The sequence below is a fragment of the Pseudomonas sp. NUPR-002 genome, assembly GCF_056322725.1.
In genome coordinates this window covers 5,052,083-5,075,869 of record NZ_CM150476.1, presented here as the reverse complement: position 1 = coordinate 5,075,869, position 23,787 = coordinate 5,052,083, and the positions used below count along the sequence as shown (strand labels likewise).

19 protein-coding genes and 1 pseudogene are annotated in these 23,787 nt (G+C 60.4%); 5 read left to right on the top strand and 15 right to left on the bottom strand.

The window, feature by feature from the left end:
• Window position 1 precedes the first annotated feature (1 nt).
• From gcvH to arcD (ACVWSC_RS23270), 7 genes are all read right to left on the bottom strand, one after another.
• The gene (gcvH, locus tag ACVWSC_RS23300) at window positions 2–385 is read right to left on the bottom strand and encodes a glycine cleavage system protein GcvH (protein WP_442109397.1); all 384 of its coding nucleotides are present in this window, start codon (window positions 383–385) and stop codon (window positions 2–4) included.
• A 275-nt stretch (window positions 386–660) separates the two neighbouring features.
• Window positions 661–2,169 carry a sigma-54-dependent transcriptional regulator gene (locus ACVWSC_RS23295; RefSeq protein ID WP_442109396.1) on the bottom strand — a complete coding sequence of 503 codons (1,509 nt, stop codon included), beginning with the start codon at window positions 2,167–2,169 and terminating at the stop codon, window positions 661–663.
• A gap of 105 nt (window positions 2,170–2,274) precedes the next feature.
• The gene (locus tag ACVWSC_RS23290) at window positions 2,275–2,637 is read right to left on the bottom strand and encodes a DUF5064 family protein (RefSeq protein ID WP_442109395.1); all 363 of its coding nucleotides are present in this window, start codon (window positions 2,635–2,637) and stop codon (window positions 2,275–2,277) included.
• Between the two features lie 54 nt (window positions 2,638–2,691).
• Window positions 2,692–3,624, bottom strand: a complete 933-nt coding sequence (gene arcC / locus ACVWSC_RS23285; protein ID WP_442109394.1) for a carbamate kinase — start codon at window positions 3,622–3,624, stop codon at window positions 2,692–2,694.
• Between the two features lie 101 nt (window positions 3,625–3,725).
• Window positions 3,726–4,736 carry an ornithine carbamoyltransferase gene (locus tag ACVWSC_RS23280; protein WP_442109393.1) on the bottom strand — a complete coding sequence of 337 codons (1,011 nt, stop codon included), beginning with the start codon at window positions 4,734–4,736 and terminating at the stop codon, window positions 3,726–3,728.
• Between the two features lie 70 nt (window positions 4,737–4,806).
• Window positions 4,807–6,063 (bottom strand): arginine deiminase, encoded by a 1,257-nt coding sequence (gene arcA / locus ACVWSC_RS23275; protein ID WP_442109392.1) that lies wholly within the window; start codon window positions 6,061–6,063, stop codon window positions 4,807–4,809.
• A gap of 31 nt (window positions 6,064–6,094) precedes the next feature.
• Window positions 6,095–7,522: an arginine-ornithine antiporter gene (gene arcD, locus ACVWSC_RS23270; protein WP_133217027.1), complete on the bottom strand. Its 1,428-nt coding sequence runs from the start codon at window positions 7,520–7,522 to the stop codon at window positions 6,095–6,097.
• Window positions 7,523–7,962: 440 nt separating this feature from the next.
• Here arcD (ACVWSC_RS23270) and arcD (ACVWSC_RS23265) point away from each other — a divergent pair, with 440 nt between their 5' ends.
• The gene (gene arcD, locus ACVWSC_RS23265) at window positions 7,963–9,390 is read left to right on the top strand and encodes an arginine-ornithine antiporter (protein ID WP_442109391.1); all 1,428 of its coding nucleotides are present in this window, start codon (window positions 7,963–7,965) and stop codon (window positions 9,388–9,390) included.
• Between the two features lie 122 nt (window positions 9,391–9,512).
• Here arcD (ACVWSC_RS23265) and ACVWSC_RS23260 read toward each other — a convergent pair whose 3' ends face one another.
• The 8 genes and pseudogenes from ACVWSC_RS23260 to gap form a co-directional block, all read right to left on the bottom strand.
• Window positions 9,513–10,268: a methyl-accepting chemotaxis protein gene (locus tag ACVWSC_RS23260; protein ID WP_442114361.1), complete on the bottom strand. Its 756-nt coding sequence runs from the start codon at window positions 10,266–10,268 to the stop codon at window positions 9,513–9,515.
• A 102-nt stretch (window positions 10,269–10,370) separates the two neighbouring features.
• Window positions 10,371–11,453, bottom strand: a pseudogene (locus tag ACVWSC_RS23255) (methyl-accepting chemotaxis protein); the annotation flags it as partial.
• A 299-nt stretch (window positions 11,454–11,752) separates the two neighbouring features.
• Complete coding sequence (locus ACVWSC_RS23250) at window positions 11,753–12,178, bottom strand: YbaN family protein (RefSeq protein ID WP_442109390.1); 426 nt, start codon at window positions 12,176–12,178, stop codon at window positions 11,753–11,755.
• A gap of 59 nt (window positions 12,179–12,237) precedes the next feature.
• On the bottom strand, window positions 12,238–12,852 hold the full coding sequence (locus tag ACVWSC_RS23245; protein WP_442109389.1) for a biliverdin-producing heme oxygenase: 615 nt from the start codon (window positions 12,850–12,852) through the stop codon (window positions 12,238–12,240).
• A gap of 136 nt (window positions 12,853–12,988) precedes the next feature.
• A complete protein-coding gene (locus ACVWSC_RS23240) occupies window positions 12,989–15,583 on the bottom strand; it encodes a TonB-dependent receptor (RefSeq protein WP_442109388.1) in 2,595 nt (864 codons plus the stop codon).
• 120 nt (window positions 15,584–15,703) lie between these two features.
• Complete coding sequence (locus ACVWSC_RS23235) at window positions 15,704–16,666, bottom strand: FecR family protein (RefSeq protein WP_442109387.1); 963 nt, start codon at window positions 16,664–16,666, stop codon at window positions 15,704–15,706.
• A gap of 68 nt (window positions 16,667–16,734) precedes the next feature.
• Window positions 16,735–17,253: an RNA polymerase sigma factor gene (locus tag ACVWSC_RS23230; protein ID WP_442109386.1), complete on the bottom strand. Its 519-nt coding sequence runs from the start codon at window positions 17,251–17,253 to the stop codon at window positions 16,735–16,737.
• A 152-nt stretch (window positions 17,254–17,405) separates the two neighbouring features.
• Window positions 17,406–18,407 (bottom strand): type I glyceraldehyde-3-phosphate dehydrogenase, encoded by a 1,002-nt coding sequence (gap, locus tag ACVWSC_RS23225; protein ID WP_442109385.1) that lies wholly within the window; start codon window positions 18,405–18,407, stop codon window positions 17,406–17,408.
• A 267-nt stretch (window positions 18,408–18,674) separates the two neighbouring features.
• Between gap and edd the strand changes: the two genes are divergently transcribed.
• Genes edd through ACVWSC_RS23205 form a run of 4 tightly spaced genes read left to right on the top strand, consistent with a single transcriptional unit; the run spans window position 18,675 to window position 23,683 of the window.
• Complete coding sequence (edd, locus tag ACVWSC_RS23220) at window positions 18,675–20,501, top strand: phosphogluconate dehydratase (RefSeq protein ID WP_442109384.1); 1,827 nt, start codon at window positions 18,675–18,677, stop codon at window positions 20,499–20,501.
• Entirely contained in the window at window positions 20,498–21,478 is a 981-nt protein-coding gene (locus ACVWSC_RS23215; protein ID WP_442109383.1) for a glucokinase, read from the top strand. The genes edd and ACVWSC_RS23215 overlap by 4 nt, the downstream gene beginning before the upstream one ends.
• 50 nt (window positions 21,479–21,528) lie before the next feature.
• Window positions 21,529–22,245 (top strand): response regulator, encoded by a 717-nt coding sequence (locus tag ACVWSC_RS23210; protein ID WP_442109382.1) that lies wholly within the window; start codon window positions 21,529–21,531, stop codon window positions 22,243–22,245.
• Between the two features lie 43 nt (window positions 22,246–22,288).
• Window positions 22,289–23,683: an ATP-binding protein gene (locus ACVWSC_RS23205; RefSeq protein WP_442114360.1), complete on the top strand. Its 1,395-nt coding sequence runs from the start codon at window positions 22,289–22,291 to the stop codon at window positions 23,681–23,683.
• Window positions 23,684–23,787: the final 104 nt, after the last annotated feature.

The window sequence follows — 23,787 nt, the reverse complement described above, 5'->3', positions numbered from 1 at the left end:
CTCAGGCGTCAGCGTTGGCTTTGATCAGGCGGTCGTAGGCATCCTGGTCGAGCAGTTGCGCAACGGCGCCGGCATCGGCTGGAATGAAACGGAAGAACCAGCCTTCGCCCAAAGGATCTTCGTTGACCAGCTCAGGGTTGGCTTCAAGCTGGTGGTTGACTGCGACCACTTCGCCGCTCAACGGCATGTACACGCCGCTTGCCGCTTTTACCGACTCGACCGTCGAGGCTTCGGTGCCCTGGTCATAGCTTTGCAGCTCTGGCAACTGCACATAGACCACATCACCCAGCGCGTTCTGGGCGAAAGCGGTGATCCCGACCGTGACGCTGCCGTCAGCTTCAGTACGCAGCCATTCGTGATCTTCGGTAAAACGCAACTCGCTCATGGAAACTCCTCGGGAACAGGCGTGGCTCAGGTACGGCGCTGAGCACAGATAGGTAGTGTTTCCATAGCAATATTGCGGCCATAAATAAAAAATCGTTAAAAAACAAAGAGTTATGTTTTATTCGAGATGAATGAAATTTTGCCGTGTAGCGAAATCGCTACACGGCAGGACAAAAGAAAAACATCAGGTGGATCAAAACCTTGCCATACAGCCCTGGAAACGCTCCGTAGCGATTTCATTACGCCGTAGCGTTTTCGCTACAGCTGAGGCTGCATTCAGGCCTTGGTGGGGATGCCGTACTTGCGCAGGCGGTGGGCAATGGCGGTGTGTGAGGTGCGCAGGCGCGTTGCCAGTTGCCGTGTAGACGGGTGGCTGGCATAGAGTTTTTCCAGCAACGCACGTTCGAAATCCTCCACCGCTTGCTCCAGGCTATCGACTTCGCCGCCGTGCTCGCCCGCCACCGAGGTGCCGGCGATATCCAGATCGCCAATATCGACCAGGTTGCTGTCGCACACTGCAGCAGCACGGAAGATGACGTTCTGTAACTGGCGCACATTGCCCGGCCAGCGATTACCCAGCAGCGCCGGGTAGGTCGCCGGTGCCAGGCGGCAGAGCGGTCGCTGGATCTGCGTGCAGGCCTGTTGCATGAAGTAACGGGCCAGCAGCAGGATGTCCTGGCCGCGCTCGCGCAGTGGCGGGACCTGCAGATTGAGGACATTCAAACGGTAGAACAGGTCTTCACGAAAGCTGCCGTCAGCGACCATCTTCTCCAGGTCGCGGTGGGTGGCGCTGAGGATCCGCACATTGACCTTGATCTCACGGTCGCCGCCAACGCGGCGAAAGCTGCCGTCGTTGAGAAAACGCAGCAGCTTGGCCTGCAGGTAGGGCGACATCTCGCCGATTTCGTCGAGAAACACGGTGCCCTGGTTGGCCAGTTCCATCAGCCCTGGTTTGCCGCCGCGCTGGGCACCGGTGAAGGCGCCGGGAGCGTAACCGAACAGTTCACTTTCCGCGAGGTTCTCCGGCAACGCTGCGCAGTTCAGTGCCAGGAACGGTGCGCTGTGACGACTGCTGATCGCGTGGCAGGCACGCGCGACCAGCTCTTTGCCGGTACCGGTTTCACCATTGATCAGCAGCGGTGCGTCGAGAGCGGCTACGCGCAAGGCACGGGCTTTGAGGGTACGGATTGCTGGCGAGTCGCCCAGCAGGGCATCGAAGCCTTCGGCGTGGTCGTGATGCAGGGCCGACAGGCGTTCACCGATGCGGTTGGGCGGGTACAGGGTCAGCAGGGCACCGGCGTTGGTAATCGGTGTGGCATCGAGCAGCAGGGTCTGGCCGTTGAGCAGCACTTCACGCATCGGCAAGTGAAAGCCGTTTTCGATCAGGGTGGCGAGCAGCCCGGCGTCGTTGAACAGTTCAGCGACTGACAGGCCGACCGGTTCCTGGCCATACAGGGCAATCAGCGCCGGGTTGGCGAGAATGATGTGGCCGGCGCTATCGAGTGCCAGCACCGGATCGCTCATCGCGGCGAGCAGGGCATCGAGCTGCAGGTGGCGGCGTTGGCCGGGCAGAATATCGACCACGCGTACCGTTTGCACACCATGGACATTGAGCAGGGCATCGTGCAGTTCTTCCAGCACGCCAGGGCTCAAGGTCGGGGCATCGATGTAGACGTTGGGCGGGACCATCTCTACCGCATCCAGGTTGAGGTTGCGGGCGCCCAGCAGGGCCAGCACTTCCTGGGTGATACCGACGCGGTCGATAAAACTGACGTGAATGCGCATGAGGGAAACGGGTTCAAGGCTGCCGAAGCGGGCAAGTATGCCCTAAATCGCCGGGCAAGCCCGCTCCGGTGGGAGCGGGCTTGCCCGGCGATGAGGCCTTTGAGGCTACTCGAAATCTTTCAGGTCAACCGGGTCGCCTGATTTCATGTTCAGTTTTTCGCGGATATCTTCGAACATCAGATCGTAGTGCTTGTGCACCGAGCCGATATTGCTCAAGTGCTTGGGAATGCCGTATTTCTCAGCAATCTGCGTCACATTGCGGGCGAAGTTGTAGGCTTCTTCCTTGGGCAGGAAAAACGGTTCGTCCATGGCTTTGCCTTGAATCGATCCATGCATCTTGAACTGGATGCCTTTGCCTTTGCTCGGGTCTGAGGCGACCTCATAATCGAGGCTGATGTCATAACTCACATCGGCCGTGTTCAATGCATGGCGTTCGATGTGTAGATGACCAGGGGTAAAGGTTGCCATGGTGTAGTCCTCTGGAAGGTTGAAACGGGCGGACCCGAGATCCGCCCAACTGCATCAACGGTAGCTTATTCCAGGCTTGGCCGTGCTGACACGGGTGCCGGCAGTACCTTTGACAATGTCTTCGATATCAGACAACGAACCGATCACTGCAACCTTGCCGGTATTACGGGCAAACTCGCAGGCCGCCTGGACTTTCGGGCCCATGGAGCCGGCAGCGAAACCAAGCCGTTCCAGCTCATCGGGATGCGCCTCGGCGACCGCCTTCTGAGTAGGTTTGCCCCAGTCGATGTACGCGGCATTGACGTCGGTGGCGATAACCAGCAGATCAGACTCCAGCTGCTGAGCCAGCAATGACGAGCAGAGGTCTTTGTCGATGACCGCCTCGACGCCACTGAGCACCTTGCCGGTTGCGTCGTACTTGGTTGGAATGCCGCCACCGCCTGCACAGATCACGACGGTTTTGTTTTCCAGCAGCCACTTGATCGGACGAATCTCGAAGATGCGCTTGGGTCTCGGGCTGGCTACCACACGGCGGAACTTGTCGCCGTCGGCCTTGACCACCCAGCCTTTTTCCTTGGCCAGGCGATCGGCTTCCTCTTTGCTGTACACCGGGCCGATGAACTTGGTCGGGTCTTTGAATGCCGGGTCGTTGCCATCCACTTCAACCTGGGTCAGCAGGGTGGCGAACGGCACTTCGAAGGCCAGCAGGTTGCCCAGTTCTTGCTCGATGATGTAGCCGATCATGCCCTCGGTTTCTGCCCCGAGAACGTCCAGCGGATAGGCTTCGTCCGGCTTATAGGACTGCGCCTGCAGCGACAGCAGGCCAACCTGTGGGCCGTTACCGTGGGCAATGACCAGCTCATTGCCCGGATGGACCTTGGCGATCTGTTCGGCGGCAATACGGATATTGGCGCGTTGATTCTCTGCAGTCATGGGTTCGCCACGGCGCAGCAGGGCGTTACCGCCCAATGCAACAACGATACGCATGATGAAATTCCTTCTGAGAAAAGTGCTTGTAGGAGCGGGCTTGCCCCGCGATGCGATGTCACTGACACATCGCATTCGCGGGGCAAGCCCGCTCCTACGGATTACAGGTCGGCCAGGGTGGAGACCAGGATTGCCTTGATGGTGTGCATGCGGTTTTCCGCTTGCTCAAAGGCGATGCAGGCTGGCGATTCGAAGACGTCGTCGGTGACTTCGATGCCGTTCTTCAGATTTGGATACTGTTCAGCGATCTGTTTGCCGACCTTGGTGTCGGAGTTGTGGAACGCTGGCAGGCAGTGCATGAACTTGGTACGTGGGTTGCCGGTAGCCTTCATCAGCTCGGCGTTGACCTGGTAAGGCAGCAGTTGCTGGATACGCTCGGCCCAGGCTTCAACCGGCTCGCCCATCGACACCCAGACGTCGGTGTGGATGAAGTCGACGCCTTTGACTGCCGCTTTCGGATCTTCGGTGAGGGTGATGCGCGCACCGCTTTCTTCCGCGTATTTCTTGCAGCGCTCGACCAGATCGTCATGCGGCCACAGGGCTTTAGGGGCGCAGATGCGTACGTCCATACCGAGCTTGGCGCCGATCAGCAGCAGCGAGTTACCCATGTTGTTGCGGGCATCGCCCAGGTAGGCGTAGCTGATGTCGTGCAGTGGCTTGTCGCTGTGCTCACGCATGGTCAGCACGTCGGCGATCATCTGGGTTGGGTGGTATTCATCGGTCAGGCCGTTGAACACGGGAACACCGGCAAACTTGGCCAGTTCTTCGACGATTTCCTGTTTGAAGCCACGGTACTCGATGGCGTCGTACATGCGGCCCAGAACACGTGCGGTGTCCTTCATGCTTTCTTTGTGGCCGATCTGCGAGGAGTTGGGGTCGATGTAGGTGACGTTGGCGCCCTGGTCGTAGGCGGCCACTTCGAAGGCGCATCGGGTGCGGGTCGAGGTTTTCTCGAAGATCAGCGCGATGTTGTTGCCTTTGAGGTGTTGCTGCTCGGTGCCGGTGTACTTGGCGCGTTTCAGGTCGCGGGACAGGTCCAGCAGGTAACGCAACTCGCGGGTGGTGTGGTGTTCCAGGCTCAGCAAGTTACGGTTGTGAATGTTGAACGCCATGATGACTCTCCTTGGATTCGGTGATCGGCCCGGCCGCTACCGGGTAGGCGCGGCCGGGTTGATGGTCGTTTTAGTAGTCGATAGGGTCGCGAACGATTGGGCAGGTCATGCAGTGGCCACCGCCACGGCCGCGGCCCAGTTCGCCAGCACTGATGGTGATGACCTCGACACCGGCTTTGCGCAGCAGGGTGTTGGTGTAGGTGTTGCGGTCATAACCGATGACCACACCAGGCTCCACGGCCACCACGTTGTTACCGTCGTCCCACTGTTCGCGCTCGGCGGCGAAGCTGTTGCCGCCGGTTTCGACGACGCGCAGTTTCTTCAGGTTGAGGGAGTCGGCGACCACTTCGATGAAGGTTTTGTTCTCGCGGCGTACGTCCATGCCGTAAGGCTTGCTGGCGTCTGGACGGATGACGAACGGAACGATTTCTTTCACCACTTCCGGGAAGACCGTGACCAGGTCGCGGTCGCAGAAGCTGAACACGGTGTCCAGGTGCATCGCGGCGCGAGATTTCGGCAGGCCCGCCACCACGACTTTCTCGACTGCGCCTTTGGCGAACAGCGATTGAGCCAGTTGGCCGATGGCCTGACGCGAGGTGCGCTCGCCCATGCCGATCAGTACCACGCCGTTGCCGATTGGCATGACGTCGCCGCCTTCCAGGGTCGACTTGCCGTGGTCCTTGTCCGGATCGCCGTACCAGACTTCGAAGTCGGCACCGGTGAACTCAGGGTGGAACTTGTAGATCGCGGTGGTCAGCAGGGTTTCCTGACGTCGCGCTGGCCAGTACATCGGGTTCAGCGTCACGCCACCGTAGATCCAGCAAGTGGTGTCACGAGTGAACTGGGTGTTTGGCAGTGGGTCGAGCAGGAAGCTGGAGTGGCCCAGGTAATCACGGTACATCTTGATCACGCCGGAGCCTTCGCTTTCTGGCAGGTCTTCACCGGCTACACCGCCGATCAGGAACTCGGCCAGGTGGCGTGGCTCAAGGCCTTCGAGCCAGCTGCGGACTTCGTTTTTCAGGCCCACACCGACGGTGTCATCGGTGAGTTTGCGGTCAAGGATCCATTTGAGCGCTTCGGGAATGGCAACGATATCAGTCAGCAGGTTATGCATTTCCAGCACTTCGATGCCGCGTTCACGCATTTTGGTGACGAAGTCGAAGTGGTCACGCTTGGCCTGGTTGACCCAGATGACGTCGTCAAACAACAGCTCGTCGCAGTTGCTTGGCGTCAGGCGCTGGTGCGCCAGGCCTGGGGAGCAGACCATTACTTTACGAAGTTTGCCGGCTTCAGAATGTACGCCGTACTTAACTTTTTCCGTGGACATGTTCATTTCCTCCAAGTTTCGAATACGGGGGTTACAGAGTCAGGAAGCCGTCGTACAGGCCATAGGCAGCCACCAGGGCGCCAATGACAACGGCGGCGAATAGCAATTTCTCCACGTTGGTAAAAATCGGTTGGCCGACCTCACGCTTGGCCTTGGCGAACAGGATCACGCCAGGGGCATACAGCAGCGCCGAGAGCAGCAGGTACTTCACACCACCGGCGTACAGCAGCCAGATGGCGTAGATCAGGGCGATACCGCCGATGATCAGGTCTTTCTTGCGTTCAGCCAGCGCTTGCTCGTAAGTCTCGCTACGCCATGCCAGCAGGAAGGCATAGGCTGCCGACCACAGGTAAGGCACCAGAATCATCGAGGTGGCGAGGTAGATCAGCGACAGGTAAGTACTGGCCGAGAACAGGGTGATGATCAGGAAGATCTGCACCATGGCGTTGGTCAGCCACAGGGCGTTGGCCGGTACGTGGTTGGCGTTCTCGCGGCGCAGGAACTCCGGCATGGTGTGGTCTTTGGCGGCGGCGAACATGATCTCGGCGCACAGCAGCACCCACGACAGCAGGGCGCCGAGCAGCGAGATGATCAGGCCGACGCTGATCAGCACCGCACCCCAGTGGCCAACCACGTGCTCAAGCACAGCGGCCATCGATGGGTTCTGCAGTTTGGCCAGCTCAGGCTGAGTCATGATGCCCAGCGACAGCACGTTGACCAGGACCAGGAACAGCAGCACGGTGATGAAACCGATGACTGTTGCCTTACCGACGTCTGAACGTTTTTCTGCGCGGGCCGAGAAGATGCTCGCACCTTCAATACCGATGAACACCCACACCGTCACCAGCATCATGTTGCGCACCTGGTTCATCACGCTGCCCAGGTCCGGGTTCATCGAGCCCCAGATGTCAGCGGTGAAGATATCCAGCTTGAAGGCGAACAGGGCGATGAGGATGAACAGCGCCAGCGGCACGACCTTGGCTACGGTGGTGATCAGGTTGATGAAGGCCGCTTCCTTGATGCCCCTCAACACCAGAAAATGCACGGCCCACAGCAATACCGAGGCGCCGATGATGGCAGCCGGGGTGTTGCCCTCGCCAAAAATCGGGAAGAAGTAGCCCAGGGTACTGAACAGCAGCACGAAGTAGCCGACGTTGCCCAGCCAGGCACTGATCCAGTAGCCCCAGGCGGACGAGAAACCCATGTAATCGCCAAATCCGGCCTTGGCGTAGGCGTATACCCCACCGTCAAGGTCCGGCTTTCGGTTAGCCAGGGTCTGGAAGACGAAGGCCAGGGTCAGCATGCCGATGGCAGTGATTCCCCAACCGATCAGAACAGCGCCAACATCGGCACTGGCAGCCATGTTTTGTGGCAGCGAAAAGATCCCGCCGCCGATCATCGAGCCGACTACAAGTGCTACCAGCGCACCGAGTCGTAGTTTTCCGGGAGCGTCTGACATTGAATAACTCCGTATCAGGAGAAGAGATGACGCCAGAATAAATCCGGCGACGTTTTCATAAGCTGATTCAGGTCAGTTAATAGAGCATTCCATTGCTGTCCTTGACTGAAAGAGCTCCCCCGGAGTATGCCGACGGCAATGCTGCAAGCCTCGTGCACAGGCACCTCCATGGTGTTTAGAGCATTCGCTCTGACAGCCTGCGAGATTTGAAACTAGCCCGTTTCACAGCTTTCGCAAATTTTTGACGAGATTTTTTCTTATTTACTTGAAGCGACGGCGGTAGTGCACAAAACTCACCATTTAGTTTGTTTGGCATAGACGTCGTAGTTATGAGCGATTTAGTTTTAAAGACGGAATATTTATAAACGACTAGACTGAATCCATATTTAATTCAGCATGTACACCTTAGGTTACAAAGACGAGACAGAAAGGGGATTTGCATGTCCGAACCTGGACAAAAACTGCGCCTGGGTGCGTTGATCGCGCTGGTGGTCGGCTCGATGATCGGCGGTGGGATTTTCTCCTTGCCGCAGAACATGGCTGCGCGTGCCGACGTAGGAGCGGTGTTGATCGGCTGGGGCATCACGGCGGTGGGGATGTTGGCCCTGGCCTTCGTCTTCCAGACCCTGGCCAACCGCAAGCCGGAGCTTGATTCCGGGGTGTATGCCTACGCCAAGGCTGGATTCGGTGAATACATGGGCTTCTCGTCCGCCTGGGGCTACTGGATCAGTGCCTGGCTGGGCAACGTCGGCTACTTCGTGCTGCTGTTCAGCACCCTGGGCTTCTATTTTCCGGTGTTTGGCGAAGGCAACACGCCCATTGCCATAGCCTGCGCTTCGTTGCTGCTGTGGTCTGTGCACTTTTTGGTGCTGCGTGGCATCAAGGAGGCAGCGTTCATCAACCAGGTGACCACCGTGGCGAAAATCGTGCCGCTGGTGATGTTCATCGTCATTGCTGCGGTGGCCTTTCGGGCGGACATCTTCACCCGCGACATCTGGGGTCTGAGCAACCCGAAATTCGGCAGCGTGCTCGATCAGGTGCGCAACATGATGCTGGTGACGGTGTTCGTGTTCATCGGTATCGAGGGCGCCAGCGTGTACTCAGGTCGGGCGCAGAAGCGCTCGGATGTCGGCAAGGCCACGGTGATCGGCTTCATTGGCGTGCTGGCCTTGCTGGTGCTGGTCAACGTGTTGTCGCTGGGGGTCATGACCCAACCGGAGCTGGCGGCGTTGCAGAACCCTTCATTGGCCTCGGTGCTTGAGCATATCGTCGGGCCTTGGGGCGCTTTGCTGATCAGCATTGGCTTGGCCATCTCGTTGCTGGGGGCCTTGTTGTCGTGGGCGTTGTTGTGTGCCGAGATCCTCTTCGCCACTGCCCGCGACCAGACCATGCCGCGCTTTCTGGCCAAAGAAAATGCCAACCATGTGCCCGCCAATGCGCTGTGGTTGACCAACGTGATGATTCAGCTGTTTTTGCTGATCACGCTGTTTTCGGCGGGCACTTACACCAGCCTGATCTACCTGGCATCGTCGATGATTCTGGTGCCGTACTTGTGGTCGGCGGCCTATGCCGTATTGCTGGCAGTGCGTGGCGAGAGCTATGAAGGCCAGGCCGGGGCGCGGCGCAAAGACCTGTTCATTGCCGGGGTTGCCCTGGTGTACGCCGTGTGGCTGCTGTATGCCGGCGGGCTGAAGTATTTGCTGTTGTCGGCCCTGCTGTATGCACCAGGTGTGATCCTGTTCGCCCGGGCCAAGCGTGAGCAGGGTCAGAGCCTGTTCACGCATTGGGAGAAGGTAATTTTTGCGGCGGTGTTGGTGGGGGCAGGGGTGGCGGCGTACAGCCTGTATGCAGGGCTGTTGACCCTATAAAGGGTGAAAGCTGACTTGTTTGTGGGAGCGGGCTTGCCCCGCGATTGCGATGTGTCAATCACATCGCTTCGCGGGGCAAGCCCGCTCCCACAGATGGTGCAAAGCAGGTGCTCCTGCAGTTGTCAGACCCTGAACTGATCCATCAAGGCCATTTGCTGGGTCGACAAGGTGTTGAGCTGACTGCTCACCTGCGCCGACTCAGCAGCCTGGCCAGTCAGGGTTTCGGTGACGCCACGAATCGCCGAGACATTGCGGTTCACCTCTTCAGCCACGGCGCTTTGCTGCTCAGCAGCACTGGCAATCTGCAGGTTCATGTCGCTAATGACGGTAACCGCTTCACTGATGCGGTCCAGAGCTTCGACCGCCTGGTGGATCTGTCCGGCATTCTCCTGGGCCTTGCCGTGGCTGGAGTGCATGGTGGCGACGACTTCGCGGGTGTTGCTCTGGATACGTTCGATCACCTGACGGATTTCTTCGACCGAGTCCTGGGTACGGCGTGCCAGGTTGCGCACTTCGTCAGCCACCACGGCAAAGCCGCGTCCGCTTTCTCCGGCACGCGCCGCTTCGATGGCAGCGTTGAGGGCCAGCAGGTTGGTCTGTTCGGCGATACTGCGGATCACTTCCAGCACCGAGCCGATCTTTTCGCTGTTCTGCGCCAGCACTTCGACTTCGCCAACGGCTTTGCTCACCTCTTCAGCCAGCACGGTGATGTCGCGGGTGCTGCGCTCGATGATTGCCATGCCGTCTTTGGCTGAACGATCGGCGCCTCGTGCGGCATCTGCGGCACTGGCGGCGCTGTTGGCAACGTCATGGGCGGTGGCGCTCATTTCGTTGGAGGCCGTGGCCACCTGATCGATTTCGCGGAACTGCACCTGCATGCCTTCGCTGGTGCGCTGGGCAATGGCTGAGGACTGATCGGCGGTGCTGCGGGCCTGGGTGATGCTTTGCTTGATCTGGGCAATGGTCGGCTGCAGTTTGTCGAGGAAGCGGTTGAAGCCTGACGTCAGGCGGCCCAGTTCATCCTGACGGGCGTAGCGCAGACGTTGGGTCAGGTCGCCATCGCCGCTGGCAATGTCCTCAAGCATTTTCGCTACGTTATTCAGTGGGCGGGTGACGCCGGTGGCGGTCATCCACATCAACAGCAGGCCGCCCAGGCCTGCCAGCGCGGCGAACAGCACGACTTTAATAGTCCCGCTGGTGCGTGCTTGCTCAAGGGTGTTTTGCAGGCTGATGGCATCGGCCAGCAACACCTGCTTGGGCAGGTCGATAACAATGCCCCACGCTTTGCTGTCAGTAACCGGCTGCACGGGGGTGACGGCGCGGATGGATTCGCCTTGCTCAAGGATGACCGGCTGGTTGCCCGCCAGTTTCTGCACCGCCTGTTGACCTTCGGCACCGAGGGTCTGAGCGATGTTCTTGCCGACCTTGCTGGCGTCATCACTGTTGGCGGCCAACAGCCCGCTGGGGGATACGATCATCAAGTGCCCGGCGCCGTCGAACAGCGACTGCTGGGCTTTGCTGGCTGCGGCCTGCAAGGTGTCGAGGGAGATGTCGACGCCGGTCACGGCAATCACCTTGCCGTTGCGCAACAGCGGCAAGGTGATGCTGGTCATCAACATTTGCTTGCCGCCGACGGTGTCGGCGTAGGGTTCGAGCAAGCAAGAGCGTGCGCTGTGCAGCGAGCAGGTGTACCAGACGTTGTAAGGTGTGCCGCTGAGGTTGATATCGGTCTTGGTCAGGTCTGCGTCACTGATCACCGTGTTCAAGGCGGCACCTTGGGCACGGCTCCAGTAGCTGGCGAAGCGGCCACTTTCGTTGCTCATGTGCTTGGCATCGTTGGCGAAGGCTGCGTCGTCGGCGTTCAGTGCGCCGGGTTCGAATGCCATCCAGATGCCCAGCACGTTCGGGTTGCGTTTGAAGGTGGTAGCCAGGCTCTGGTTGATCGCGTCGCGCAGGTCGCCACCACTCAAGGCGTGCGTGCTGGCCAGTTGCTGGAGATCACTGACTTGGTCAGCAAGGGCAGTGATGACGGCCTCGTTGCTGCTGAAGGCGCGGCGCAGCATTTCGGCTTTCTCACCCGCTCGGGCTTGCAGCTGGGCCTGAACGTTGCGGGTGAGCATGCTGGTACTGGCTTCACCCACCAGCTCATCGCTCTGGTTCGACTGATACAGGTTGATACCGACCACCAGGGCAACCACGCCGAGCAGGCAGAAGCCGGAAAGCAGAACGATTTTAAGGCGGATGGAAAGCGTGTCGAACATGGTGCACGTACTCGCTAAAGGACTGGCCAGAGGTAGAGCGAACCAGGGCGGTTCGCTTCGCCACATCCATTTAGCGATAACAGGTCATCGGCGTTATAGCGTTAACCATGAGTACGGACTGACGAGCGGTCGCTGGTGCTCAAGGGCGGGGCTTCTGGGCGTGACCAGATCCACAGGTTGCCCAGGGTCATGCCGGTAATGGCGAGAAACACCGGCCAGCGGTGCTCAAGAAACACCAGCATCAGGCTGGCGCAGAGCACCATGCTGACCGTGGCGCTGAGTTTGGCGCGACGCTGGATTACCTTGCCATTGCGCCAGTTATGCAGAATCGGGCCGAACAGTCGGTGGTTTTCCAGCCAGGCGCTCAGGCGCGGTGAGCTGCGTGTGGCGGCCCAGGCGGCGAGCAGAATGAATTCGGTGGTTGGCAAGCCAGGCACGACGATTGCGACCAGGCCGATGGCCAAGCTGACATAGGCCAGAAGGCCATACAGCAGGCGGGAGATTTTTGAAGCTGCGGGACGGGTCATGAGGTCGTCGATTGCACGGGTGAGGCCCGGTTACCACGAGGGTAACCGGGTGTGACGCATCAGGCCAATTCGGCTTTAGGCGCAGTCGCGTAAGCGTGTTTGAGCAATTCGGTGAAGCGCTCGAAGGCTGCTACGGCGCCTTGTTCGGCTTTGGCTTCTTCCTCAGGGCTCAGTTCCAGGCTGTCGAGGATGCGGGTGAACTGTTTCCAGCCCTCGGCACGGCCACCGGCTGGTTCACCCAGGTGACGGGCACCGAAGCTGTCGGACAGGCCCAGTACCACGGCACGCTTGATCAGGAACGCGGCGCCAAGCTTGGAGCCTTCGGAAACGAAGATCCAGCCCATGGCCTCACCCAGGCTCGGGTTCTGCACGGCACCAGGGAAGTCGCCGGGAATCTCGGTGTTCAGGTCAGCGAGGTCGAGGCCGGCCTGTTCGGCACGGCAGCGCTCAGCCAGGTCAGGGACGATGGCAATCAGCTCTGGCTGGGTGTACAGCGCTTTGAGTTCGTTCTGGAACAGGTACTGGGCAACCACGAAGCGCGCGAAGCTTTCGCGGGTTTCGAACGGCGCGTGGGATTTGACCAGGGCGTCCAGCTCGGTATGCGGGGCATGGGTCAGCTGGTTGAGGCGTTGCGAACGCAGGCTGGCGCGTTCGGTAGGGGTAGCGGCGGTCATGGTGATTCCTTGCGAAATGGGCGTGCCTAGTGACTAGACGAACGAGAAGACGTACGACAGTAAAAAATCCTCACCTCATCGCGGGGCAAGCCCGTTCCTACCGGATTGGTGGGAGCGGGCTTGCCCCGCGAAGCGTTTAGATATCCCACACCAGATTGATGGCGAAATTACGCCCCGGCATGGTCAAGCGATCGAGGTTGGCCGGGTTGACCGCGCCAGCTTCGCCGACACCGTCGTAGCCGCGCACGTCGTCCCACTGCCAGTATTTCTTGTCAGTCAGGTTGTACAGGCCAGCGTTGATAGTGACGTCATCGGTGACTTTGTAGAAACCGGCCAGGTCAAGCACGCCATAGCCTGGGGTCTTGAACTGGCTGCTGGTACCGTCCGGCGCGTTGAAGGCGTTGTCGTCGACACGGTCTTTGTGTTTGACCAGGGTCCAGCTCAGCAAGGCGCCATAGCGGTCCTGCTCGTAGCCCAGGCCCAACACGCCAGTCAGCGGGTTGACGCTGTTGAGCGGCTGGCCATTGTCGTCGTTACGGCCATAGGCGTAGGCCACCGAGCCCTGGGTGTAGAGGCCTTGAGCGGCACCGAAGTGATCGAGGTTCAAGCGCCCCTTGAACTCCACACCCTTGATGGTGGCGTGTTTGATGTTGTTGGTCTGGAACACGCTCGACAGCGAGCCCGGTGCGATGGCGTCTTCATCAATGAAGTCGCGGTACTTGTTATAGAACACTGCGACATCGAAGTTCCCCGCGTCGAAGTTGCCGCGCAGGCCAGTTTCGTAGCTTTTGCTTTTCTCCGGCTCAAGGTCCGGGTTGGGTTCGACAACGTACCCGGTGGAGAGGTTTTCGAAGCGCCCGTACAGCGCTTTGGCAGTCGGTGTGCGGAAGCCTTCGGCGTACTGGCCGTACCAGGTGTAGTTGTCGTTGAAGGCGTAGGTCACACCGAGTTTGGGCGACAGGCGATGCCAGGTTTTTTCCTCATCGTTGGTGCCATAGCTGTTAGCCGGGTTGACCGTGCGCAGAAACTCTTCGGTCAGGTGCGGCTTGAGCTGGGTGTAGTCGTAGCGCACGCCGGGCAGGAAGGTCCATTGGTTCCAGCGGATTTCGTCCTGGGCGAACAGGCTGTAGGTGTTGATGGTCGGGTCCGGGAAGTCGCTGGACTTGAGCAGCAAGTCATCAGGGCTCGGCGCACCTGCCGCGGCACAGTTGACGCCGCGGGCCAGGCAGGTGCCTTGTCCGCTGCGTGCACCGGTGACTTTCTGTTGTTTAAGGGTGGTGCCGTAGGTCAGCAGATGCTCGGTTTCTCCCACCGCGAAGCCTTTGTCCAGTTGCGCATCGAACACCCACTGGCGATCCTTGTAGGTGGTGTTTCGGGTACGCAGCACATCACGGACGAAGGGGACGAAGTGCTCCTCGGTGCTCTGCTCGGTCTTGCCGATCTGGTAGTTCAGGCTCCACTTGATGTTGTCGGCAACCAGACTGTCCACGGCAAACTCATGGGCAATGCCGAAGCGTTCACGGGTGACGGTCTCATTGCCGGTACGCGATTGGTACATGCCTAGCGGACGACCATTGCCGAACGGACCGCCGATGGCACTTTTCTGATTGCTGTCGCGGTCGTCCTTGTAGTTCTCGTAGGTCAACGCCAGGCGCGCATCGTCGGCGTAATCCCAGCCCAGCTTGGCCAGGACGTTGGTGGTGCGTACATCCTGTGGGTTGGCACCGGTGCGGTCCAGGCCAATGCCATTGTTGCTGCCGTAATAGGATTCGGTTTCGTGACCGTTGCGCTGGCTCAGGTGCAGCAAGCCATCGAACTCGCCGTGTCGGCCCGCGACGGTGCCGGAGGTCAGCCAGCTTTCATCGGCCGAGCTGTAGCCGGTCTTCAGGCGCGCGCCAACGTCCTGGCCGGGCTTGATGATGTCTTCGGGGTCGAGGGTGAAGTAACTCACCGCACCGCCGATAGCGTTGCTGCCGTACAGCACCGAAGCCGGGCCACGGAGGATTTCTACGCGCTTGACGATTTCCGGGTCGACGTAGTTGCGCTGGGTCTGGGCGTAAGGGCCGTTGAAAAAGCCATCCGGTACAGAGACACCGTCGATCTGGGTGAGAATCCGCTCACCGTCGATACCGCGAATGTTGTAACCATTCAGACCGCTGCGCTGGCCGGTGCCGCTCACCGATACACCGGGCTCGTAGCGCACCAGATCCTTGATGCTGTTGACGTTCTGCCGGTCGAGTTGTTCGCGGGTGTGCACGGTTACCGTGCTGGGCACCTGGCTGATGTCCTGGGCGCTACGGGTGGCACTGACCGTGATCTGTTGCAGGGCGATGGCGTTGGAGTTGCTGCGTTCGAGCACTACGTTGCCGGCACTGAGGGTGCGGAAGTTCAAACCGGTGCCAACCAGCAGGCGCTGCAAGGCGACTTCTGCTTTCAGCGAACCTTGCACGCCTGGCGAGGCAACGCCTTCGGCCAGTTCGGCCGGCAGCCCGACCTGCCAGCCAGTGACGGCGGTAAAGGCATTGAGCGCCGACACCAGCGGCTGCTGGCCGATCGCAAAGCGGTAGTCGCCGCTGCGTGCAGCGCTGGCCTGGGCGGGTTCGGCGGCCAGTGCAGGCAGGCTGCAAGCGCCGCTGGCCAGCATGGCCAGGGTCAACAGGGAGAGCGTGCAACGTTGCAGGCCAGGCGTACGTGAGGTGTCTGAAGACCGACGAGTGAAACCAGTGGACATCGAAAGCGCTCCCTGTCGCGCGAATGTTATAGGTGCTGACCGATCTCAAAAATAAGAATCAGTTGCATTGGCTATAACGAGACGAATCGCTTCAGGGCATCGCGTAAAAATACTTTCCAGTCAGTTCAAAATCACCACGGCCGGGAACTCATGCAGTTGCGCCGAGGTGATGTGGGCCAGCGAGCGCAAGGTTTCCACGGGTTGGTCCAGGCGGTAGTTACCAGTGACCGCCACCTGCTCCAGACGCTCGTTGCGGGAGATGATCAGCCCCGGGTAGTAGCGGCGCAGTTCGGCGATGACCTGGCTCAACGGGCAGTTCTCGAAAATCAGCCGGCCTTGGACCCAGGCCAGGTCTTTTTGCGTATCGACGCGTTCACGTTGACCAAAGCCATTGGGTCCGACCCGGATGCTGTCGCCGCTGGACAGGCGAATGCGTTGGTCGCTGCTGGCTTGAAGGTCGATGTCGCCACGTTGCACACGCACCTGAGCCTCGCCATCGAGGTAACGCACGGCAAAGTCGCTGTCGCGAACGCTGGCGCGCAGCGGCCCGGCTTGCAGTTCAAGGGGTTGGCCGAGCCCTGCGGCCACTTCAAAGAAGGCTTCGCCCTGATACAAACGGGCGACGCGCTGGCCGGCCTTGATGTCGCTGGAGAATGCTGAGTTGGTGTTGAGCAGTACTTTGGAGCCGTCCTCAAGTTGCAGGCGCTGGCGCTCACCGACCACGGTCAGGTGATCGGCCTGCAGGCGCATGGGCAGGTTGCCGACGGTGAACACGCCAATCAGCAGCACCGCCGCAGCGGCCAACGGCTTCCAGTGCGGGCGTAAACGCGCCAGGCGTGAAGGGCGGTAGCTCTGGGCCATCTGGCTGGCAGCCTGACGGACGCTGTCGCCTTGCCACAGGGCTTCGGCTTCAACATAGGCTTGGGCGTTGGCAGGGTCGGCTTCCAGCCAGGCTTCGAATGCCTGGGTGTCTTCGGCGCTGGCGCATTGCAGGCGGATCAGCCAGTCCAGCGCCTGGTCCATGGCACTGTCGCAGGCAGCCGAATCTGGCGGCGAAGGGCGATGAGGGGCGCTATCGGTCACGGTAGATCCTGGGTGGTCTTGTAATTCTAATTATGATCAAGCGTATCGGCGTGTGTGGCAAGCCAAGGTCAATCGCGGTTCAGACGACTGGCAACGCCGACACAGATGGCCATGATCAGTTTCAGTTCCTTCTGAACCGTGCTGGCGGAAACATTTAGCTGTTCGGCAATCTCCAGGTAACTGGCGCCGTGCAGACGGCTGAGGATAAAGATTCGCTGCTGGCGGGCGGTCAGTTGCCCGAGGCTGACGCTCAGGCGCTGGAGCAATTGTTCGGCATGGGCGGCGTCTTCGGCGCTACTGGTGGGTGCGGCGACGTTGTGCAGAACCTGCTCGGGCACATCGTCAACCAGGTTGCGCGATTGCGCCCGGCGTGCGCGCAAGTGGTCGAGCGCCAGGTTGCGGGCGGTCTGGAACACGAACGGCTCCAGATGCTCGATCGGCCGTTCGCCCAGCGCCCGGGTTACGCGCAGGTAAGTCTCTTGCAACAGGTCCTCGGCAGTGCTGGGGTTATCCACCATGCGCTGCAAAGTACGCAGCAGGCTGACCCGCTGAGCGAGGAAAACAGTGTTGAACTGGGACTGGCTCACAGCGGTACCTGAGCAATACGAAGCGAATGATAATGCTTATCATAAACGCATTGGTCAAGTGTAGGTGCTTGTGTGCATGTAGGAGCGGGCTTGCCCCGCGATTGCGGTGTATCAGTCACATCGCTTCGCGGGGCAAGCCCGCTCCCACAGCATTACACCGCGTTAAACAGCGCCAGGCAGTTATCCAGCATGCGATTGGAGAAGCCCCATTCGTTGTCATACCAGGCCAGCACTTTGAGCATCCGCCCGTTACTGCGGGTGTGGTTGGCGTCGAAAATCGACGACAGCGGGTTGTGATTGAAGTCGCACGACACCAGCGGCAGGCTGTTGTAACCCAGCACTTTGGAGTGGCGGCTGGCTTCTTTGAACAGGTTGTTGACCTCTTCGACACTGGTGTCGCGCTTGAGGTTGACGGTCAGGTCGACCAGCGACACGTTGATCACCGGTACGCGCACGGCCATGCCGGTGAGTTTGCCCGCCAGCTCCGGCAGCACCAGGCCTACCGCTTCGGCAGCACCGGTTTTGCTCGGGATCATCGACTGGGTGGCCGAGCGGGCGCGGAACGGGTCGCTGTGGGCCACATCGGTCAGGCTCTGGTCATTGGTATAGGCATGAATGGTGGTCATCAGGCCCTGCTCGATACCCAGCTCGCGGTGCAGTACCTGAGCCAGTGGCGCCAGGCAGTTGGTGGTGCAAGAGGCGCTGGAAATGATCTGGTGCGAAGGGCGCAGAATGTCGTGGTTGACCCCATACACAACGGTCGCATCGGCACCTTTGGCCGGTGCCGAGATAATGACTTTACGCGCCCCGGCAGTAAGATGGGCGGCAGCTTTGGCCCTGTCGGTGAAATGCCCGGTGCATTCAAATACCACATCGATGGCTTCGGCTTTCCACGGCAGCTCGGCCGGGTTGCGAATGGCGCTGACGGCAATGCGGTCGCCATTGACGGTCAGGCTTTCATGGTCGGACTCGACACTGGCCGCGAAGATGCCATGCACGCTGTCGTACTTGAGCAAGTGGGCATTGATGGCGCTGTCGCCCAGGTCGTTGATGGCGACGACCTGCAGGTCCTGGCGGTAGCCTTGGGTATAGAGTGCGCGAAGGATGTTGCGGCCAATGCGGCCAAAGCCATTGATTGCGATACGAAGGGTCATAGAGCTACCTCTGGCAGACCGGGTGAAGCCCAAAAAAATGAGCTACTGCTTCACTGAATCTGATTTTGTTGTTGGAATTACAAGATTATTCGTAAAAAAATAGAAAACAAGCCTTTTTACTGGCAGTATTTTATTTAATCTACAACGAGCGATCGGCCAAGCTGTTCCTCCCCCAGCAGCCACCCCTGCCTTTGAGCCTAGGTGGCGAATGCTGATTAGGGAAACCGCCGCAGAGGTCGCAACCACCGATAGCCTGGAGTTCAGTACATGCATCCGCGCATTCTTGAGGTCACCCAACGGCTGATCGCTCGCAGCCGTCCCACCCGTGAGCGCTACTTGCAGTTGATTCGCGGGGCAGCCAGTGACGGGCCGATGCGGGCCAAGCTGCAATGTGCCAACTTCGCCCACGGTGTCGCTGGATGTGGCACCCAGGACAAGAACAGCCTGCGCATGATGAATGCGGCCAATGTCGCTATCGTGTCTTCCTACAACGACATGCTCTCGGCCCACCAGCCTTACCAGCATTACCCCGAACAGATTAAACAGGCGCTGCGTGACATCGGTTCGGTGGGGCAGTTTGCCGGTGGTGTACCGGCCATGTGCGATGGCGTCACCCAAGGTGAGCCGGGCATGGAGCTGGGGATTGCCAGCCGCGAAGTGATCGCCATGTCCACGGCCATTGCCCTGTCGCACAACATGTTCGATGCGGCGCTGATGTTGGGAATTTGCGACAAGATCGTTCCGGGCCTGTTGATGGGCGCACTGCGCTTCGGTCACTTGCCCACCATTTTCGTCCCCGGCGGGCCGATGCCTTCAGGCATTTCCAACAAGGAAAAGGCCGATGTGCGTCAGCGCTATGCCGAGGGCAAGGCCAGCCGCGAAGAGTTGCTGGAATCGGAAATGAAGTCGTACCACAGCCCGGGTACCTGCACCTTTTACGGCACCGCCAACACCAACCAACTGTTGATGGAAGTGATGGGCCTGCACTTGCCGGGGGCATCGTTCGTCAACCCGTACACGCCGCTGCGCGATGCGCTTACCGTCGAGGCGGCGCAGCAGGTCACGCGGATGACCAAGGCCAGCGGCGACTTCATGCCGCTGGGCGAAATCGTCGACGAGAAGGCGCTGGTCAACTCCATCGTTGCCCTGCACGCCACCGGCGGTTCGACCAACCACACCCTGCACATGCCGGCGATTGCCCAGGCCGCCGGTATCCAACTAACCTGGCAAGACATGGCTGACCTCTCGGAAGTGGTGCCGACCCTGTCGCACGTTTACCCGAACGGCAAAGCCGACATCAACCATTTCCAGGCGGCCGGCGGCATGGCCTTCCTGATTCGCGAGTTGCTCGATGCCGGGCTGCTGCATGAAGACGTCAACACCGTGGCCGGCCATGGCTTGCGCCGCTACACCGAGGAGCCGTTCTTGCAGGACGGCAAGCTGGTCTGGCGCCAAGGGCCGCAAGCGAGCCTGGACGAAGCGATCTTGCGCCCGGTGGCCCGGCCATTCTCTCCGGAAGGCGGGCTGCGGGTGATGGAAGGCAACCTCGGCCGTGGCGTCATGAAAGTCTCGGCGGTCGCCCCTGAGCACCAGGTGGTGGAAGCACCGGCGCGGGTATTCCATGACCAGCAAGCCCTGGCCGATGCGTTCCAGGCCGGTGAGCTGGAGCGTGATTTTGTTGCGGTGATGCGCTTCCAGGGCCCGCGTTGCAACGGCATGCCGGAGCTGCACAAGATGACCCCGTTCCTCGGCGTGTTGCAAGACCGCGGCTTCAAAGTCGCGCTGGTTACCGATGGGCGTATGTCGGGGGCTTCGGGGAAAATCCCGGCGGCCATTCATGTCTGCCCGGAAGCCTTCGACGGCGGCCCGCTGGCGCGCGTGCGCGACGGCGACATTGTTCGCGTCGACGGGGTTGCTGGCACCCTGACGGTGCAAGTCGATGCCGTTGAATGGGCCGATCGGGCTAATGCGGCGGCGCCAGGCGGCAGCGATCTGGGCTGCGGGCGTGAGCTGTTCGGCTTCATGCGCATGGCCCTGAGCCCGGCAGAGCAGGGCGCCAGCGCCTTCACGTCGGCCCTGGAAACGCTGAAATGAAGCGCGCCCTGGTCGGTGATATCGGCGGCACCAACGCGCGCTTTGCGCTCTGGGAAAACAACCAGATGCATGCGGTGCAGGTATATGCCACGGCGGATTACACCAGCCCGGAGCAGGCCATCGGTGCTTACCTGCAGGCGCAGGGGTTGAGCAAAGGTGACCAGGGTGCAGTTTGCCTGGCGGTGGCCGGCCCGGTCAGTGGCGATGAGTTTCGCTTTACCAACAACCATTGGCGCCTCAGTCGTCAGGCGTTCTGCCAGAGCTTGCAGGTCGAGCAGTTGTTGCTGATCAATGACTTTACCGCCATGGCCCTGGGCATGACTCGCCTGCAGGCACATGAGTACCGCACGGTTTGCCAGGGCACGGCGCAAGCCGGGCGCCCGGCAGTGGTGATCGGCCCTGGAACCGGGTTGGGGGTGGGGACCCTGTTGGGATTGGACGATGGCCGCTGGCTCGCCCTGCCAGGCGAAGGTGGCCATGTCGACCTGCCGGTGGGCAATGCCCGCGAGGCGCAGATCCGCCAGCACATCGCCAACGACACCGGGCATGTCAGTGCCGAAACCGTGCTCAGCGGTGGCGGCTTGTTACGTTTGTACCAGGCGATCTGCGCCCTGGACGGCTACAGTGCAACCCTGCAAACCCCGGCTGCGATTACCGAGGCAGCGTTGGCAGGTGAGCCTGTGGCCCTGGCGGTTATCGAGCAGTTCTGTTGTTTTCTCGGGCGCGTGGCCGGCAATAACGTGTTGACCCTTGGCGGCCGTGGTGGCGTTTACATTGTTGGCGGCATCATTCCGCGTTTCGCCGAGCTGTTTCTGCGCAGCGGGTTTGCCCGCAGTTTCGCTGAGAAAGGCTGCATGAGCGGCTACTTCAACGAGGTGCCGGTGTGGCTGGTGACCGCCGAGTTTTCCGGTCTGCTCGGTGCTGGCGTGGCATTGCAGCAGTCGGTGGGAGCGGGCTTGCCCCGCGATGCGATATAACTGACACACCGCGATCGCGGGGCAAGCCCGCTCCTACAAGGAACCGAGCTGTGAGCAAGTCGATACTGCTGGTCGACGACGATCAGGACATCCGCGAACTGCTGCAAACCTACCTCAGCCGTGCCGGCTTCAGTGTGCAGGCCGTGGCTGACGGCCAGGGCTTTCGCCAGGCACTGCAGCACGCTGAGTACGATCTGGTGATTCTGGATGTCATGCTCCCCGATGAAGACGGTTTCAGCCTGTGCCGCTGGCTGCGTCAGCACCCGCAACAGTCTCAGGTGCCGATCATCATGCTCACCGCCAGTTCCGATGAGGCCGACCGGGTCATCGGCCTGGAGCTGGGCGCCGATGATTACCTGGGCAAACCCTTCAGCCCGCGTGAATTGCAGGCGCGTATCAAGGCGCTGTTGCGCCGTGCCGGCTTTGGTCAGGAGCGCAACGGCGGTGATGTGCTGGCCTTCGATGAGTGGCGCCTGGATACCATCAGCCACCGCTTGTTTCATCGCGATGGTGAAGAGGTGATTCTGTCCGGTGCCGATTTCGCCTTGCTCAAGTTGTTCCTCGATCACCCGCAGCAGATTCTCGACCGCGACACCATCGGCAACGCCACCCGCGGGCGCGAGCCGATGCCGCTGGATCGCATCGTCGATATGGCGGTCAGCCGCTTGCGTCAACGCCTGCGTGATACGCAAAAACCGCCGCGGCTGATCCGCACCGTGCGCGGCAGTGGCTACCTGTTGGCGGCCAGTGTTGCGCCCGCGCACTGAAGGGCGTTGGCGCCTGCCGCTGCCGCGCTCGTTGCTGGGGCGGATGCTGCTGTTGACGCTGTTGGTGGTGCTGCTGGCCCAAGGGTTGTCGAGCTTGATCTGGCTGTCGCAGTTGCGCGCCAGCCAGATGGAGGGCCTGGTCGCCAGCGCCCGCAGCCTGGCGCATTCGATGAGTGCCAGTGTCAGTTACTTCCGCTCACTGCCGCTGGCTTACCGGCCGATGGTCCTCGACCAATTGCGCAGTATGGGCGGCACACGTTTTGTGGTGTCGCTCAACGACAAACCGTTGGACATGCAGACGCTGCCGGCTACACCGCGCAAGCAGGCGGTAATCAGCGCGGTAGATGAAGTGCTGCGCCAGCGCCTGGGGGCGCAGATGGACATCTCCCTTGAATTCGTCAGCCCGCAAGACCTGCGGATTTTCAACAGTGGTCTGAAGCTCGATGAGCTGCCGCGTTCCTGGGCGCACTACGCCTTGACCCTGGAACCGGTCAATCCACCGATACTGGTCACCCAGATCCGTCTGGCTGAGGGTGAATGGCTGTATATCGCCTCGCTGATGCCCGAGCCCTATACCAGCCTCGAAGATGAAGGCTTGCCTCGTCAGCAGATCTGGTTCATTGGCCTCACCAGCTTTTTCCTGCTGCTGTTCATCGGTTTGCTGGTGCACTGGCAGAGCCGTCCGCTCAAGCGTTTGGCACGTGCCGCGCGGGAGATGTCGCTCGGCGCTGAGGTCGAGCCGGTGCTGGAAGGTGGCGGCAGTGAGGTGGTTGAAGTCGGCCGGGCGTTCAACAGCATGCGTGAGCGTATCAGCCGATACCTGACCGAGCGCAGCCAGTTGTTCAGCGCCATCTCCCATGACTTGCGCACGCCGATTACCCGTCTGCGCCTGCGTGTTGAATTGCTTGAAGACGAGCAACAACAGTTGAAGTTCAGTCGTGATCTGGATGAGCTGGAGATGCTGGTCAAAGGCGCGTTGCAATGCGTCAAAGACACCGACATCCACGAAAACATCGAACCCGTTGATCTCAACCATGCCCTCGATTGCCTGGTCGAGCCGTACCTGGCCAGTGGCCGGGTGACGCTTGAGGGTAGGGCGCTGGCGCCGTATCCGGGCAAGCCGCTGGCACTGCGGCGCTGCATGGGCAACCTGATCGACAACGCCCTGAAATACGGTGAGCGTGCGCACTTACGGGTGCTCGACAGTGAGTCAGGGTTTGTCTTGCAGGTCGACGATGAGGGGCCGGGCGTGCCCGAGCAGCGTCTGGAGCAGGTGTTCGAGCCGCATTTTCGCCTGGCCGGGCAGCAGCAGGGCTACGGTCTGGGCCTGGGTATCGCGCGCAATATTGCCCACAGCCACGGCGGCGAAGTGAGCTTGCGCAACCTGCGTGAAGGCGGTTTGCGCGTGACCTTGAGCCTGCCCCGTAGCCACGACTGACAGAGCCTTCCGACAAATGTCACCAGCCTGTGACATTTGCGCATCCCTTCGTTACCTCCGCCCGCCAAGCGGCTGGTTAGACTCCGATGCAAGCGCAAGCACCA

Coding starts and splice junctions, on each gene's coding strand:
- gap (WP_442109385.1), bottom strand. CDS start 18,407: ATGACCCTTCGTATCGCAATCAATGGCTTTGGCCGCATTGGCCGCAAC.
- ACVWSC_RS23245 (WP_442109389.1), bottom strand. CDS start 12,852: ATGACCGCCGCTACCCCTACCGAACGCGCCAGCCTGCGTTCGCAACGC.
- gcvH (WP_442109397.1), bottom strand. CDS start 385: ATGAGCGAGTTGCGTTTTACCGAAGATCACGAATGGCTGCGTACTGAA.
- ACVWSC_RS23295 (WP_442109396.1), bottom strand. CDS start 2,169: ATGCGCATTCACGTCAGTTTTATCGACCGCGTCGGTATCACCCAGGAA.
- ACVWSC_RS23280 (WP_442109393.1), bottom strand. CDS start 4,736: ATGGCGTTCAACATTCACAACCGTAACTTGCTGAGCCTGGAACACCAC.
- arcA (WP_442109392.1), bottom strand. CDS start 6,063: ATGTCCACGGAAAAAGTTAAGTACGGCGTACATTCTGAAGCCGGCAAA.
- edd (WP_442109384.1), top strand. CDS start 18,675: ATGCATCCGCGCATTCTTGAGGTCACCCAACGGCTGATCGCTCGCAGC.
- ACVWSC_RS23260 (WP_442114361.1), bottom strand. CDS start 10,268: ATGCAGGTGCAGTTCCGCGAAATCGATCAGGTGGCCACGGCCTCCAAC.
- arcD (WP_442109391.1), top strand. CDS start 7,963: ATGTCCGAACCTGGACAAAAACTGCGCCTGGGTGCGTTGATCGCGCTG.
- arcC (WP_442109394.1), bottom strand. CDS start 3,624: ATGCGTATCGTTGTTGCATTGGGCGGTAACGCCCTGCTGCGCCGTGGC.
- ACVWSC_RS23240 (WP_442109388.1), bottom strand. CDS start 15,583: ATGTCCACTGGTTTCACTCGTCGGTCTTCAGACACCTCACGTACGCCT.
- ACVWSC_RS23215 (WP_442109383.1), top strand. CDS start 20,498: ATGAAGCGCGCCCTGGTCGGTGATATCGGCGGCACCAACGCGCGCTTT.
- ACVWSC_RS23205 (WP_442114360.1), top strand. CDS start 22,289: ATGCTGCTGTTGACGCTGTTGGTGGTGCTGCTGGCCCAAGGGTTGTCG.
- ACVWSC_RS23290 (WP_442109395.1), bottom strand. CDS start 2,637: ATGGCAACCTTTACCCCTGGTCATCTACACATCGAACGCCATGCATTG.
- ACVWSC_RS23250 (WP_442109390.1), bottom strand. CDS start 12,178: ATGACCCGTCCCGCAGCTTCAAAAATCTCCCGCCTGCTGTATGGCCTT.
- arcD (WP_133217027.1), bottom strand. CDS start 7,522: ATGTCAGACGCTCCCGGAAAACTACGACTCGGTGCGCTGGTAGCACTT.